General features: G+C 65.8%; 14 protein-coding genes. 5 read left to right on the forward strand and 9 right to left on the reverse strand.

The window, feature by feature from the left end; genetic code table 11:
* Window positions 1-3 precede the first annotated feature (3 nt).
* From ACR9ZN_RS19870 to ACR9ZN_RS19895, 6 genes are all read right to left on the reverse strand, one after another.
* Window positions 4-675 (reverse strand): class I SAM-dependent methyltransferase, encoded by a 672-nt coding sequence (locus tag ACR9ZN_RS19870; RefSeq protein ID WP_454816032.1) that lies wholly within the window; start codon window positions 673-675, stop codon window positions 4-6.
* Entirely contained in the window at window positions 672-2,294 is a 1,623-nt protein-coding gene (locus ACR9ZN_RS19875; RefSeq protein ID WP_481272992.1) for a Mur ligase family protein, read from the reverse strand. The genes ACR9ZN_RS19870 and ACR9ZN_RS19875 overlap by 4 nt, the downstream gene beginning before the upstream one ends.
* On the reverse strand, window positions 2,294-3,088 hold the full coding sequence (locus ACR9ZN_RS19880) for an alpha/beta fold hydrolase (RefSeq protein WP_481272993.1): 795 nt from the start codon (window positions 3,086-3,088) through the stop codon (window positions 2,294-2,296). The genes ACR9ZN_RS19875 and ACR9ZN_RS19880 overlap by 1 nt, the downstream gene beginning before the upstream one ends.
* Window positions 3,082-3,915 carry a M15 family metallopeptidase gene (locus ACR9ZN_RS19885; RefSeq protein ID WP_481272994.1) on the reverse strand — a complete coding sequence of 278 codons (834 nt, stop codon included), beginning with the start codon at window positions 3,913-3,915 and terminating at the stop codon, window positions 3,082-3,084. The genes ACR9ZN_RS19880 and ACR9ZN_RS19885 overlap by 7 nt, the downstream gene beginning before the upstream one ends.
* A 133-nt stretch (window positions 3,916-4,048) precedes the next feature.
* Complete coding sequence (locus ACR9ZN_RS19890; protein ID WP_481272995.1) at window positions 4,049-5,380, reverse strand: 8-oxoguanine deaminase; 1,332 nt, start codon at window positions 5,378-5,380, stop codon at window positions 4,049-4,051.
* A 294-nt stretch (window positions 5,381-5,674) separates the two neighbouring features.
* On the reverse strand, window positions 5,675-6,898 hold the full coding sequence (locus ACR9ZN_RS19895; protein ID WP_481272996.1) for an acyl-CoA dehydrogenase: 1,224 nt from the start codon (window positions 6,896-6,898) through the stop codon (window positions 5,675-5,677).
* A 79-nt stretch (window positions 6,899-6,977) separates the two neighbouring features.
* Between ACR9ZN_RS19895 and cobD the strand changes: the two genes are divergently transcribed.
* On the forward strand, window positions 6,978-7,991 hold the full coding sequence (gene cobD, locus ACR9ZN_RS19900; protein WP_434958185.1) for a threonine-phosphate decarboxylase CobD: 1,014 nt from the start codon (window positions 6,978-6,980) through the stop codon (window positions 7,989-7,991).
* Between the two features lie 22 nt (window positions 7,992-8,013).
* The gene (locus tag ACR9ZN_RS19905; protein ID WP_481272997.1) at window positions 8,014-8,586 is read left to right on the forward strand and encodes a hypothetical protein; all 573 of its coding nucleotides are present in this window, start codon (window positions 8,014-8,016) and stop codon (window positions 8,584-8,586) included.
* A 58-nt stretch (window positions 8,587-8,644) separates the two neighbouring features.
* Here ACR9ZN_RS19905 and ACR9ZN_RS19910 read toward each other — a convergent pair whose 3' ends face one another.
* On the reverse strand, window positions 8,645-9,361 hold the full coding sequence (locus ACR9ZN_RS19910; RefSeq protein WP_481272998.1) for a glutathione S-transferase family protein: 717 nt from the start codon (window positions 9,359-9,361) through the stop codon (window positions 8,645-8,647).
* 102 nt (window positions 9,362-9,463) lie between these two features.
* Here ACR9ZN_RS19910 and ACR9ZN_RS19915 point away from each other — a divergent pair, with 102 nt between their 5' ends.
* The 3 genes from ACR9ZN_RS19915 (at window position 9,464) to ACR9ZN_RS19925 (ending at window position 12,490) form a co-directional block, all read left to right on the forward strand.
* On the forward strand, window positions 9,464-10,363 hold the full coding sequence (locus ACR9ZN_RS19915) for a LysR substrate-binding domain-containing protein (protein WP_481272999.1): 900 nt from the start codon (window positions 9,464-9,466) through the stop codon (window positions 10,361-10,363).
* A 79-nt stretch (window positions 10,364-10,442) separates the two neighbouring features.
* The gene (locus ACR9ZN_RS19920; protein WP_434958189.1) at window positions 10,443-10,922 is read left to right on the forward strand and encodes an OsmC family protein; all 480 of its coding nucleotides are present in this window, start codon (window positions 10,443-10,445) and stop codon (window positions 10,920-10,922) included.
* A gap of 179 nt (window positions 10,923-11,101) precedes the next feature.
* Window positions 11,102-12,490, forward strand: a complete 1,389-nt coding sequence (locus ACR9ZN_RS19925) for an aspartate aminotransferase family protein (protein WP_434958190.1) — start codon at window positions 11,102-11,104, stop codon at window positions 12,488-12,490.
* A gap of 204 nt (window positions 12,491-12,694) precedes the next feature.
* Here the strand turns inward: ACR9ZN_RS19925 and ACR9ZN_RS19930 are convergent, their stop codons facing one another.
* Window positions 12,695-13,591, reverse strand: a complete 897-nt coding sequence (locus ACR9ZN_RS19930; RefSeq protein ID WP_481273000.1) for a carbohydrate kinase family protein — start codon at window positions 13,589-13,591, stop codon at window positions 12,695-12,697.
* Window positions 13,588-14,604: an SIS domain-containing protein gene (locus ACR9ZN_RS19935; RefSeq protein WP_481273001.1), complete on the reverse strand. Its 1,017-nt coding sequence runs from the start codon at window positions 14,602-14,604 to the stop codon at window positions 13,588-13,590. The genes ACR9ZN_RS19930 and ACR9ZN_RS19935 overlap by 4 nt, the downstream gene beginning before the upstream one ends.
* Window positions 14,605-14,607: the final 3 nt, after the last annotated feature.

Here is a 14,607-nt window from a genome sequence, read left to right on the forward strand (position 1 = left end):
GCGCTATGCCTTCAGCGTCCAGACGCTGGTCTTCTTGATCTCGAGATCCTCGAGATCGCGCGAAACCGGCACCTGATAGGTTGCCAGCAGGCTGAGTTCGTCCCTGGGCAGATAGGTCCGGCCGGGATCGCCCACCAGGATGGTGGCGCCGCGTTCGCGCCAGCCCTTGAGCCAGGCCAGGACTTCGGCCGAGATCTCGCGGTCGTAGAAGATGTCACCCGCCAGGACGACGTCGACGGGCCGATCGAAGCGGCCGAGCACATTCTCGCCGCAGGGTTCGACCGCCACGCCGTTGAGATCGGCGTTGAGCCGGATGGCCTCGACAGCGAATTCGTCGATGTCCGCGGCAAGAGCCTGCGCCGCTCCGGCCTTCATCGCCGCGATAGCCACCAGGCCCGAGCCCGAGGCGAAGTCGAGCACGCGGTGGCCGGCCACGTGGTCGGGATGGTCGAGGATATAGCGCGCCAGGGCCTGGCCACCCGCCCAGGCGAAGGCCCAGAAGGGCGGCGGCAACCCCATCGCCCCCAGTTCTTCCTCGGTCTTCAGCCAGAGAGGCGTGACCTCGTCAGCGAGATAGAGGCTGATTTCCGGGGCATGCGGCACCGGCAGCGGGCGCGTATTGGCGGCGATGAAGGCGCTTCTGTTCCAGATCGTATCTCTGCGAGAGGATGTCACAGCCGCAACTGGCGCTCATAGAGATCGGGCAGGTCGTTTTCGAGCAGCACGACGTCTCCGGCCTTGAGATTGGTGCCCATCCAGGTCTGCGCGGCGGCAAAGCTGGCGCACTCCACCACCTGGCCGTCGGGCCTGGCCGCCTTGTAGGCATCGATGAGGTCGCGAATGCGATCGGGTGCCACGGCGAGCAGGATGTCGACTGTCTCGCCGGCCTTTGTACCGATCTTGCGGTGCTCTTCGGCATGGGCAGCGCCGAGTTCGACCATGCCCGGCGTCACCAGAATGCGCCGGCCCTCGCCCGAGACCAGCAAGGGCAGGATCTCCAGGGCCGAGGCGAAGCCCGCCGGATTGGAATTATAGGCATCGTCAACGATGACGATGCCGTCGGCCTGGCGTTTCACCTCGAGGCGATGGCTGATCTGCGGCGTCGAGCGCATGGCGATTTCGGCCGTCTCGGCGTCGATGTCCATGGCCAGCGCCGTGACGAAGGCAATCGCCATGTTGCTGCCGTGATGCAGGCCGTAGAGCGGGGCGGAGAGCTGGTAGTCCTTGCCGAGATAGGTCAGGGAAACCTTGAGCCCGTCCTTTTCCTGAGTGACGCTGTTGATGCGGGCCTCACTGTTACCGCCATTGCCGACCAGCACCATCGAGGCGCGATGCGCATCGGTGAAGTCGCGGGCATCCTTGAAGGCCAGCACGGCGTCGTTGATGATCGCCTTGCCATTGCGCGCGATCGCCGCTGCCGGCAGTTCGAACTTGGTCTTGGCCACGGTATCGAGCGACTTGAAGCGTTCGTAATGGGCCGCACCAACAGCCGTCACCACCGCGATGTCGGGCGGGGCGAGACGGCAGAGGCGTTCGATCGAGCCCGGCCCATAGGCGCCCATCTCCACCACGAAATGGCGGTGATAAGGCTCCAGGCGTTCGCGCACGATGCGGGCAATGCCCATCGGCGTGTTGACCGAGCCGGGCGTGATCAGCGCCGAGCCGGCGCTTTCGAGCAGATGGCCGAGGATGTGCTTGGTCGAGGTCTTGCCGTAGGAGCCGGTGACGCCGACGATCACCGGCGACAGGCGCTTGAGCTTGTCATGCGCTTCGTTCCAGAAGCCCTGCTGGATGCGGTTCTCGCCGGGCTGCAGGATCATCACCGCCGCGACCAGGGTGAAGGGGATCAGCTGGATCAGGAGCACGATCCAGACCGGCGCCACGCCAAAGCCAACCCCGATGAGGCCGATCACCAGGACGAGGGCGAAGGCGACGCGCAGGATGCGGGTGGCGCGCTGCGTCATCGCCAGCTTCTTCTTGCCCGTCTGGCGCGGGTCGCGCTCCCGCCGCGCTACCACCAGCAAAATCACCGCGATGAACAGAGCGAGCACCAGCACCGGCGAGGGATAGAGCTTAGCCATCACCGACAGGAGGACGATGGCAAGGCTCGCCTTGGTATCGACAACCACGTTGTAGAAGAGCCAGTGCAGGAAGCGCCGGCCGTCATATTCCTCCTGCTGGAAGATATGCAGATAGGTCAGGAAACGCTTCCAGGCGAAGGGGATGAAGCCAATGAGGACCAAAGCCGCGGCGAGATGAGCCGAATTCAGCACGGGGGCCAGTGTTTCCAGCATCAAGCCTCCAAGAGCTTCGCAACCGTATGGGCGATCTGGGGGCCGCCATCGGACAGAACGGTGTAATGATCGAGGCCAGGCAGGATGCTGACGCTGGCGCCCGGGATGAGCTGGCCCATGCGTTCGCTCATCTCCGGCGGGGCCTGGTCGTCGAGGGCGCCGCAGATGATGCGGACGGGAATGCGGATGGCCTTGATATCCTGGCTTTGGTCCTCGCCGATCACCTTGACGAAGATCGGGCGCATGGCACCGGCACTGCGGTAATCGGCCGAGCCGAACTTGGCCTTGCGGGCCGACACGTCGACGCCGAGCTTTTCGAGGAGCTTGAGGGCCTTGAAGGCCCGCACGCGCAGGAAGATCTTCAGCCGGGTCATCAGGCTGCGGATGGGCCTGAGGCCATGCGAGCCGACCAGCACCATGCCGTCGAGAATATTCGGATGACGAGCCGCCAGGCGGAGGCCGACACGCCCGCCGAAGGAGTGTCCCACCCAGATGCGTTTGCCACGCGGCAGGGTTTCAAGCCATTCGGCGACGGCATCGGCGTAATCGGCCGTATCCCAGATACCGCCATGGCCTGTTTCAGGCGGTACCGGGCTCTTGCCGAAGCCGGGAAAGTCGATCAGCGTATGATGACCCGTCCGTTCCAGAGAGCCGGCCAGGGCCTGGAAGGCCCGATGATCCTGGCCCCAGCCGTGTGCCCAGATGACATGCGAGGTTCCGGCCTCGAGCGGCTTGCCCAGCGAGACGATGGCATGGGATGCGCCCTTGGCGGAGAAAGTCGATTGGATCAGCATAGTCCTTCCGGCAGGTCCGTGGTGCCATACCACGCGGCTTTGGGAGCGCCGGCCACGCCTTCATCCTGCAAGGTCAGGATATGGGCCTGCGTTCCGTAGTCGAAGTGCCAGAATTCGTACGCGTAGTTGGTAAAGCCCACGTTAACCATCGCATTGACCAGAATGCGGCGGTTGGTGAGGCGCGCATCGTCGGGAGCGATCTCGCCGCGCTGTAACAGGCGCTCATAGTGATCGGTGTAGGAGCGCTCGTGGCCCTCGTCGAAGGCCGCGCCGTGATCGAGCATGGCGCCACTGGCCGCATCCACCAGCACGACGTCGACGGAGCCCCCCGTGGAATGGATCGGCCAGGTGGTCTCGTCCTCGCGGTTGAAGCGGCGCGGATCGGAGACGAAGGTGCGCACGATGACCTCCTGCTCGGCGGCGGAAAGCTCGGGCCGCTCGGCCGCGACTTCCTGCTCGAAGAAGGTCCACAGGCCGGCCTGGGTCTCGATCGGCCTGTAGGCATCAACAACCTTGAGCCGCAGCCCGAGGCCGGAGACGGCTGCATCGGCCTCGCGTACCAGACGCGCCACGCTGGTACGGGCCGCCACCGTCTTCACCGCGCCGGCGATCGGCATGAAATAGGGTGCGTTGCCGCCATCGGTGCGGGCATACCAGGCCTCGGTAAGCAGCCCCTCGGTCGCCATGTCGACCAACGGCTCGTGCCAGCGGGCGTCCGCCCGGTCGAAGGGGATCCACCGATACTCGACGGGCGTGCCGTTCGGGTCGGGGCGGAGGCGAAGAGGGGCATGGAGATTGGGCATGGCCTGCGGATAGCAGAACGCCATGCCCAGGTCGAGGCAAGAAGCGCTGCGGCTGGGACCGCGGACGTCCCGTCCGCATTCTGGAAACGCGGTGGTTGCGGGATAGGAAGAGGCGGACGAGACGTCCGCGTTTCCAGCCGCAGCGTTTCCCGGAGACCTACAAAAACTTCGCCGCCACCCTGCCATGGGCTTCCCGCAGCGCGCCGAGATCGACACCGACGGGCAGGCCATCCTCGACGCGCCACTGGCCCGCCACCATCACGCGGTCGGCGCGATGGGCACCGCAATGGACCAAAGCCGCGATGGGGTGGTGGGCGCCGGAAAAACGCAGTTCATCGAGCGTATAGAGCGCGAGGTCTGCCTCCAGGCCGGCTCGGATCGCACCGATGTCGTCGCGGCCCAAGCAACGGGCCGAGCCTTCGCTGGCCCAGCGCAGACAATCGCGCCAGGAGACCGCCTCCGCGCCATGAGAGAGGCGGTTGATCATCAAGGCGTGGCGCACGCCTTCCATCAGGTTGGAGGAATCGTTGGAGGCCGAGCCGTCGACGCCGAGACCGACGGGCGCGCCAGCCTTTTCAAGCAGGCCGGTATGGCAGAAGCCGGAGGCGAGCACGGCGTTCGAGGTCGGGCAATGGCAGACGCCGACGCCATGGCGTCCCAGCGTGGTGCAGTCGTCGGCGCTGAAATGGATGCCGTGGGCGAGCCAGGTGCGCGGGCTCATCCAGCCCACTTCGTCCAGGAGCTCGATCGGCCGGCACTTGTAGGTGGCGAGGCAGAAATCATCCTCGTCATGGGTTTCGGCCAGATGGGTATGCAGGCGGCAGTCGAAACGTTCGGCCAGATCGGCCGTCTTGCGCATCAGGCTCTTGGTCACCGAAAAGGGCGAGCAGGGCGAGAAGGCGATGCGCGTCATCGCGCCCGGTCTGGTGTCGTGATAGGCACTCGCCACCCGTTCGCAATCGGCCAGGATGGTGTCCTCGTCCTGCACCACCGAATCAGGCGGCAGGCCGCCATCCTTCTGCGACAGGTTCATCGAGCCGCGCGACACCGTCATGCGGATGCCGAGCTTGCGGGCCTCCTCGACCTCGATGTCGACGGCGTTTTCCAGCCCCTTGGGGAAGACATAATGATGGTCGGCCGCCGTGGTGCAGCCGGACATCAGGAGCTCGACCAGTGCCAGGCGCACGGAGAGGCGAAAACTGTCTGGATCGAGGCGCGACCAGATCGGATAGAGGGTCTTCAGCCAGGGAAACAGCGGCTGGTCGCAGGCATCGGGATGGGCGCGGGTGAGCGTCTGGTAGAAATGGTGGTGGGTATTGACCAGGCCAGGCAGCACGACATGCCGGGAAGCCTCGAACACCTTGTCGACGGGAGCGGTGGGTTCGCCCCCCGCCGGCACCAGCTCGACGATGCGGCTGCCTTCGACGACGACGCCACGCTCGGCGCCCTCGGCAAGAATGGCGAGCGGATCCTTGAGCCACAGGCGCATGACATTTCCTCGGAAGCTGATTTTGGTTGCGCGCATAAGAGCGCGGCCCAGCCTCGAGGCCAAGCGTCATTAAATTGGAAGATGTTTCGCAGGAAACCGGGGTGCGGCCTTTCGATCGACACCATAGGGGTAGCTGATCAACAGGCGAACTGGCTCAACCTTTGTCATTGCCGGGCTTGAACCGGCAATCCAGCAGGCGCCGTTGCGCTGGATGCCCGGGTCGAGCCCGGGCATGACAAGGATTGCGCTCTTTTCTTTATAAATCAGATATTTAAGAACGCCGAACGGCCACCCTCAGAAGAATGCTTGAATACCGGTCTGGGCGCGGCCGAGGATGAGGGCGTGCACGTCATGCGTGCCCTCATAGGTGTTCACCGTCTCCAGATTCTGGGCCACGCGCAGCACATGGAACTCGTCGGCGATCCCGTTGCCGCCATGCATGTCGCGGGCGACGCGGGCGATGTCGAGCGCCTTGCCGCAATTGTTGCGCTTCATCAGGCTGATCGCCGGCGGCGCCGCGGTATGGGCGTCGAGCAGGCGGCCGAGCTGCAGCGCGCCGAGCAGGCCGAGCGCGATCTCGGTCTGCATGTCGGCGAGCTTTTTCTGCACGAGCTGCGTCGCCGCCAGGGGCCGGCCGAACTGCTTGCGGTCGAGCGTGTATTGGCGGGCGCGGTGCCAGCAGAACTCGGCCGCGCCCATGGCGCCCCAGGCGATGCCGTAACGCGCCTTGTTGAGACAGCCGAACGGCCCGGACAGGCCCTTGGCGTTGGGCAGGAGGTTTTCTTCCGGCACCACCGCGCCATCGAGCACGATCTCGCCGGTGATCGAGGCGCGCAGCGAGAGCTTGCCCTCGATCTTGGGCGTGGAGAAGCCCTTGGTACCGCGCTCGACGATAAAGCCGCGGATGACGTCGTCCAGCTTGGCCCAGACTACCGCGATGTCGGCGATCGGCGAATTGGTGATCCACATCTTGGTGCCGTTGAGCTGGTAGCCACCGGCGACCTTGACCGCGCGGGTCTTCATCGAGCCCGGATCGGAGCCGGCATCGGGCTCGGTGAGGCCGAAGCAGCCGACGAGTTCGCCACTGGCAAGCTTGGGCAGGTACTTCTTGCGCTGCTCCTCGCTGCCATAGGCATAGATCGGGTGCATCACCAGCGAGGACTGCACCGACATCGCCGAGCGATAGCCCGAATCAACCCGCTCGACCTCGCGGGCAACCAAGCCATAGGCGACATGGCCAAGGCCCGCACCGCCATAGGCTTCGGGAATCGTGGCGCCGAGCAGGCCGAGCTCGCCCATCTCCGACATGATCGCGCGATCGAAATCCTCCTCGCGATAAGCCTTGAGAACGCGCGGCATCAGCCGGTCCTGCGCGTAGTCGCGGGCGGTGTCACGGACCAGCCGCTCCTCCTCCGTCAGCAGCGATTCGAGATCGAGCGGATCCGACCAGTCGAAGGCTTCACCAGCCTTTTTGATCGCTTCGTCGGCGTCATGAAGCTTGATCGCAGCGTCCACCATGGCCATACCCTCCAATAAACAAATTTGGCGCGACATTGGTCGCGCCGGTTTCAGGCGTCAAGACAAGAGTGGCAGGAGAATGAGCGCAGTGGAGCATGGCGGCAATCTCGGCGAGGCGCGTCGCCTCTTCCCGCAGGCCTCCGGGCCCTGGATCGATCTTTCCACCGGCATCAACCCCTGGCCCTATCCAATTCCAGCGATTCCGGCCGAATCCTGGGCTGCCCTGCCCTCACCCGACGAGGCCCGTGAATTGGAGGCCGTGGCGGCCCAATGCTATGGCGTGCCCTTCGATGCCTGCGTCGTTGCGACGCCGGGCACGCAGGCCGCCATCCAGTGGCTGCCCCATCTGTTCGCCGCAGGTACGGTGAGCGTGCTGAGCCCGACCTATGCCGAACATGCCCGCAGCTGGGCGCTGGGCGGCCATCACGTGCGAGAGGCTCGCCGCTTCGAGGAACTGGCCGGCTCCGAGATCGCGGTCCTCGTCAATCCGAACAATCCCGATGGCAACTATTTCGGCCGCGAGGAGCTGCTCGCGCTCGCCGCCGAGAAATATGCCAGGGGCGGCGCCCTCGTCGTCGACGAGGCCTTCGCTGACGTGATGCCGCAGGTAAGCCTCGCCGCCATGGCAGGCACGCAGGGCCTGGTGATGATGCGCTCCTTCGGCAAGTTCTTCGGCTTGGCCGGCATCCGGCTCGGCTTCGTACTGGCCGAGCCCGCGCTCACCGGCAAATTGCGCCAGGCGATGGGAGCCTGGGCGGTTTCGGGCGAGGCCATCGCCATAGGCCGCGCCGCGCTCGCCGACATCCTCTGGCAGAACGGCACGCGCACCTCGCTGCGCACGGCACGCCAGAATCTCGACGAGGACCTGACCAAGGCCGGCGCGGTGATCGGCGGCACCGATCTCTATCGGCTGCTGCAGACCGCGCATGCCCCCGCTTTGTTCCGCCAGCTCGGCCAGGCCGGCATCTGGGTGCGCCGCTTTGGCGCCAACCCACGCTGGCTGCGCTTCGGCCTCCCGCCCAACGCGGACGCCGAAGCACGCCTGCGCGCCGTGCTCGCCCGCTACCACAAAAGCGGGACCCGGGCGATGTGAGAACCGCGATCCGGAGCTCCCGATGGCTCACAGACGACTGGTTGACCGAGCAGTTGCAGCCTGGCTGCTTGTTCTTGCAGGTCCAGTAGCCGCGCAGGCACAGGCTAATATCGAAATGCACCGGACCGAGGTCCGGCAGACCGACGGCCAGGGCGGCTATCCGGCGCGATCGACAAGGGGGCGTTTCTTCGTGATCTCCCCCATCCCTTTCAACGATTACAGCTTCACGGTGGACGATCCGAAGATCGGCCCCATGGTCGTGCATGGTATCGGCAGCCGGATGGGGCAGCACGAGTTCGGCGTGATCAAATTCGAACGAACAGCCAGGATGAAGGATATCGATCTACGGACGTTCATCCAGGATCTGGCGCAGAAGCGAGGCATCCCGGTGCCGGATCTGCCGATCGGCCATAGCGGCACCGAGGAGTTCGTTCGCGCCGAACTGAGGGGGCCTAAGCAGTCCGCCATCACCCGCGTATCCAAGACGCCAGACAGCGTGTTCAACATCGTCTGCGAGTTTCCAACCTCCGAGATCGAGACGTGGCGTCCGCTCTGCGACCGCTCCATCGCAAGTTTCCGCCCCGAGGCGCCATAGGCATGGCAAGGGGGTGAGCCCCCCTTGCCATCCAGGCAGCGCGAGGCGATCCGGGTGCTCACGCCGCCAGCCTGGCACCTACCTCACCCAACACCTCCTCCAGCGGCAGCAGGCCTAGCAAGGCGCCACTGCCGATCGCGGGAACACCGTCCTCGATCGCGTGGGCGAACCGCACGGCCGGATCGGCCTCCAGCCTTGCCTTCAACGCCTGGATCTTCGGGAAGGGCGTGAGGTCGAGCGCCTGGTGGAACTCGGCCCACCGCGCGACGCCGATGAAGACCGCATCGGCCAGGCTCGGCCTGTCGCCGGCCAGATAGGCCGAGGAACCGATCATCGCCTCGAGCTGGCGATGACGATGGGCGACGAGGTCGCGCCCGAAGGTCCGCAGCGCTTCCTTGTAAGCCTCGCTTCCGCCCTGCATTTCCAGCGCCACCCAGAGCGGGGTGAAGGCACCGGTGAAGCCGGTGTTCAGGAAACCGATGAATTGGTGCATGCGATGCGCCTCGGCACTATCGGTAGCGAAACTGATGCGATGTTCCTCGTCGCGCAGTTCGAGCCAGCGGGCAATCGCCGTGGTTTCGGTCAGCACGCTGCCGTCCTCGCGGATCAGCACCGGGGTCTCGCGCCGGCCGTTCACCCGCCCATAGGCTTCGCTCAGCATCTCGTCGGGCATATGCACCCGCGTGGCGCGATAGGGCTTGCCGAGCCATTCGAAAGCGGCGACGAGACCGAGGGAGCTGCCCGCGGGATGACCGGCGAAGATGATCGGTTCCATTGTCGTATCTCCTATTGGGTTGATAACGACAATATGCACACATGGACTTTGGAGCTGTAGACTGCCAGATATGGACCTGAAGTCCATGTTTGGAAACTTTGAATGTCGAACCTCAACGATTTCATCCTCTTTGCCCAGGCCGTCGAGCAGGGCGGCTTTGCTGCCGCAGCCCGGCACCTCGGCATCCCGAAATCGACAGTGAGCAAGCGTGTGGCCGAATTGGAGGCTCGGCTGGAAGCCAGGCTGCTGAACCGCACCTCGCGCAGCTTCGTGCTGACCGATGCCGGCCGGGAGGTGTTCGAGCATGCCCGGGCAGCGATGATCGAGGTCGAGGCGGCCGAAAGCGCCGTGCTGGCCCGGCGGGCGGAACCGAGCGGCACCGTCCGGATCACGGCTTCGGTTCCCACCGCGCAATTCCATCTCGCCGCCCAGCTACCCAGGCTCGCCGCCGCCCTGCCCAAGCTGCAGGTGCAGTTGCATGTCACCGACCGTTTCGTCGATCTCATCCAGGAAGGCTTCGACATCGCGCTCCGGAGCCATTTCGGGCCGCTCGCCGATTCCGACCTGATGGCCCGCCCCATTCACCGGGAGGCAATCGGCCTGGTGGCTGCCCCCGCCTATCTCGCCATCAGGGGAATGCCGGCCACGCCGGAGGACCTTGCCGGTCATGACGGCCTCCTCACCCAGCCCCGGGCGCCGATATGGAAGCTCTGGGCGAACGGCCAGACGATAGAGGTCATGCCCCGCGCCCGTTTCTTCGCCGACGAATCCGTCGCCCTGCTGGAAGCGGCCAAGGCCGGGCTCGGCATCACCGCTTTGCCCCGCTCGATCAGCGCGGCGGCCGTGGCGGGCGGCCTGTTGCGTCTCGTGCTGCCGGACTGGCAGGCGGGCGAAGTCACCACCACGGTGCTGACCACCCATCGGCGCGGGCAGCTGCCCGCGGTGCGTGCCGTGGTCGATTTCCTGTCCCGCTCCCTGCGGCCGGCGGACGCGGAAGATTGACGCGCTATGCACACACCCATTGCGAAACAGCCGGACAAGAGGGCATCCTCCCGCCACATAACGACATGAGGAGGAAGGTATGGCAGGGCGCGAACACCGCTATGCGGTCAAGGTCATCTGGACCGGCAATGAGGGCGAGGGCACGCCCACCTATCGCGGCTACAGCCGCGCCCACCAGATCCAGGCCGAGGGCAAGCCGACGATCGAAGGCTCCTCCGACCCGAGCTTTCGCGGCGATGCCACGCGCTGGAACCCCGAGGACCTGCTGGTCGCCTCGCTCTCGGCCTGCCACAAGCTCTGGTATCTCGGCCTGTGCTCGCAGATGGGCGTGAATGTGCTCTCTTATGAGGACGAGGCCGAGGGCGTGATGGTCGAGGTGGCTGGCGGTGCCGGCCAGTTCGAGAAGGTCACCCTGCGCCCGCATGTCGTGGTCGCCGCCGGCACCGACCTGCAGAAGGCGCATGAATTGCACAAGAAGGCGCATGAGATGTGCTTCATCGCCCGCTCGGTGAATTTTCCGGTGGAACACGAAGCGGAGATCGTCCTGGCAGGTGCGTAGAAGTTTTCGACCGCTTTAGGGCGATGCCGCGCTGGCGGGACGATTGAGGGCATTGTCCCACGCTCTCTCGAGTGTCGTAGGACGTCCGCTCTTGCAAACACCGCGACAACGCATCCCCCTTGACTTCCGCAATTTGTGATCACAAAATTGGGATCACATTTTTCGGGAAAGCGCGCATCATGTCCTTGCACCAGACCAACCTCACCACAGCGGAACTGCGTGCGATCGATGCCGCGCATCATTTGCACCCCTTCACCGACACCAAGGGCCTGAACGCCGAGGGCGCGCGCATCATCGTCAAGGCCAAGGGCGTGCATCTGTGGGATTCCGAAGGCAACCAGATCATCGACGGCATGTCGGGCCTGTGGAACGTCAATGTCGGCTATGGCCGCGAGGAAATCGTCGAGGTTGTGGCGCAGCAGATGCGCGAACTGCCCTTCTACAACACCTTCTTCAAGACCACCCATCTGCCGGCGATCGAACTGTCGCGCCTGCTGGCGGAAGTGACGCCGCCGCAGTTCAGCCGCGTGTTCTTCACCGGCTCGGGCTCGGAATCCAACGACACCATCATCCGCATGGTGCGTCACTACTGGGCGGCCCAGGACAAGCCCGGCAAATCGACCATCATCGCCCGCAAGAACGGCTATCACGGCTCGACCATCGGCGGCGCCTCGCTCGGCGGCATGACGCCGATGCATGCCCAGGGCGGCCTGCCGATCCCCGGCATCGTCCACATCGCCCAGCCCTATTGGTATGCCGAGGGCGGTGACCGCAGCCCGGAGGAATTCGGCCTGTGGGCGGCGCGCGAGCTCGAGCGCACCATCGACGAGCTCGGCGCCGACACGATCGCCGCCTTCATCGCCGAGCCGATCCAGGGCGCCGGCGCCGTGGTCATCCCGCCCGCCACCTATTGGCCCGAAATCCAGCGCATCTGCCGCGAGCGCGACATCCTCCTGATCTCGGACGAGGTGATCTGCGGGTTCGGGCGCACCGGCGAATGGTTCGGCAGCCAGTATTTCGGCTTCGAGCCCGACATCATGGCGATGGCCAAGGGCATTTCCTCCGGCTACCTGCCGATCGGTGGCGTGATGGTGACCGAGAAGGTGGCCGAGGTGATCGCCAATGCCGGCGACTTCAACCATGGCTACACCTATTCGGGCCATCCGGCCTGCGCAGCGGCCGCGATCGCCAACATCAAGATCCTGCGTGACGAGAAGATCGTCGAGCGCGTGAAGGACGATATCGGCCCCTATATGCAAAAGCAGTGGCTGGCGCTGGGCGATCATCCCATGGTCGGCGAAGCGCGCATGGTCGGCCTGATCGGCGCGCTGGAGCTGACGCCGAACAAGAAGACGCGCGCCTCCTGGCCTGTCGAAACCGGCACGGTCGGCCTGATCGCCCGTGACTTCTCCTTCCAGCACGGCCTGGTCATGCGCGCCACCCGCGACACGCTGATCATCGCCCCGCCGCTGGTGATCAGCCATGAAGAAGTCGACGCCCTGATCGCCGCCGCCAAGAAGACGCTCGACGACAGCTGGGCCGAGGTGAAGCGCCGCGGGTATGTGTGAAGGGCGCGCGATAGCAGCCCTCATCCGGTTGCCGCCACCTTCTCCCGCAAGGGGAGAAGGAAATTTATCCGGCTCAGGGCAGCTTCGTGGAACCGTTCGCTAGAGCTCGGCCTGGCCACCAAACTCCCTTCTCTCCTTGCGGGACCTGGCACTTTCCATGAAAGTGCCAGGTCCCGGCAGGGGGATGAGGGGGCAGCGCCTCCCTCACCGATAGCGGCGTGGCCGCGTCGAGACCGCCAGCGAGGCGACCGCCACGCCATTCGTCACCGCCCTCTCAAGATCCTCGCTCTCGACCAGGCTGGCGAAATAGCCGGCCGAAAAGGTGTCGCCGGCCCCAATGGTGTCGACGACGTCGACCTGCGGCGCCGGCACGGCCACATGCTCGTCCCCACGCCAGGCCAAGGCCCCCTTCGGCCCGCATTTGATCACCAGGCTGGCGCCGGGGGGCAGCAGCGGCCGGATCATCTCCGCCGCGTCCACGACCGTCGCGGCGCCGGTCAGCCCCTTGGCCTCGATGTCGTTGATGAGGACATGCTCGCAATGGCCGATCCAGGCATTCACCCGCACCCGCACCCCAGACGTCCAGCCGCCATCCGGCCAGCCCGTATCGAGGGCGACCCGATAACCCCGGCGCCGCAGGATGACGATCAACTCGTCATAATCGGCGAGCAGGGCCGGAATCACGAAGGGACCCACCAGCAGGGCCACGCACCCCTCCCCCTTCTCGTCGAGTTGCGACAGCACGTGCGCCAGCCTGAATGAATGCAGATGGCCCGTGGTGGTAAAGAAGGTGCGGTCCCCATCGGGATGGCCGATGCCGACCGAAACCGTGGTCGCCCCCTCGGCCACGGTCCAGCCCAGCGCACGTGCCCCGAAGGGTTCGGCGAGCCAGCGGCCCAGCATGTCGTTGCCGCGACTGGTGATCAGCCGGTAATCGACGCCGAGCGCATCGAGGGCCAGCGCCGTATTGCCAGCGGCGCCGCCGACGCGGAATTCGCTCTCGGGCACGATCACTTCCGTGCCCGGTTGCGGCCAGGGCGCCTGCGGGCCCATCACGAGATCGACATTGACGTTGCCGATCAGAAACAGCGGTTCCCTCATAGCTCCGTCGTCACCTTGGTCGAGCGCAGGGGCTCGCCGACTTGGGTAACCCGGCCGGCCGCAAAGGTCACCAGGAAGGACTGCAGCGCCGGCAATACGGCGAAGATGGCCGCCATGCCCTCCTCCCTCGGCAGGCGAATGGTGACAGCATCGGCGATGTCGGCCTCACCGGAGAGGTCGAACACCACCACCGGCGATCCGGCCGCGCGGCAGGCCGCCACCAGCCCCGGCGCGAGGCCGGCCGAGGGGCCGGCGGCGCGCAGCAGCACAATGCCGCTGGCCGGTGACAGCATCTCCATCGGGCCATGCCGCAATTGGCCGCCCTCCAGGGCCAGGGCCGGCAGGCGGGCGAGTTCCATCACGCAGAGCGCCCCGGATTCGGCCACGCCCTGCAGTTCGGCCCGGCCGCTGAGGATCAGGGACGTGCTGGCGGCGAGAGCGGACAGGGCCGCCCCCAGATCGGGCCGGACGGGGGCATCGAGCACGGCGAGCGCGGGTTCCGCCGGCAGGCCCAATGCGGCGAGCACCGCAAGATGCAGCGCATGGCTGACCAGGAGGCTGCGCGTGGCGGCGAAGGCTTTTTCCGACCCGCCGACACCGACAAGGGCGGGCACGCCGCGGCCGAGCGCGCTATCGGCATCAAGCGTGAGGCCGAAGCGCTCCTGCCGGCCGGCCGGACGCTCGAGATAGGCGACGATCTCGCCGGAATTGCCCGACTGGGACACCAGCAGCACGGTACGCTCGCGGTCGGGCTGCGGCGTGATGAGAAGCTCGGACACCACCTCGGTCTCGACCTCGATGCCGAGCTGGCGATAGAGCACGGCGGCTGCGCGGTTGACCCAGTGCGAGCCGCCCATGGCGGCCAGGGTCAGCCGGCCGGTACGGCGGATGCTGTCGGCCAGCCGCGTGGCCATCGGCCCGGCGCCATGGAAAGAGGCCAGTGCATCGGCATGCTGCCTGGCCATTTCGGCCTCGATCATCGCCAGGCCCGAGCCCGGCACGATTTTACTCATGAT

This window comes from Labrys sp. HAY1-8F (assembly GCF_056754975.1).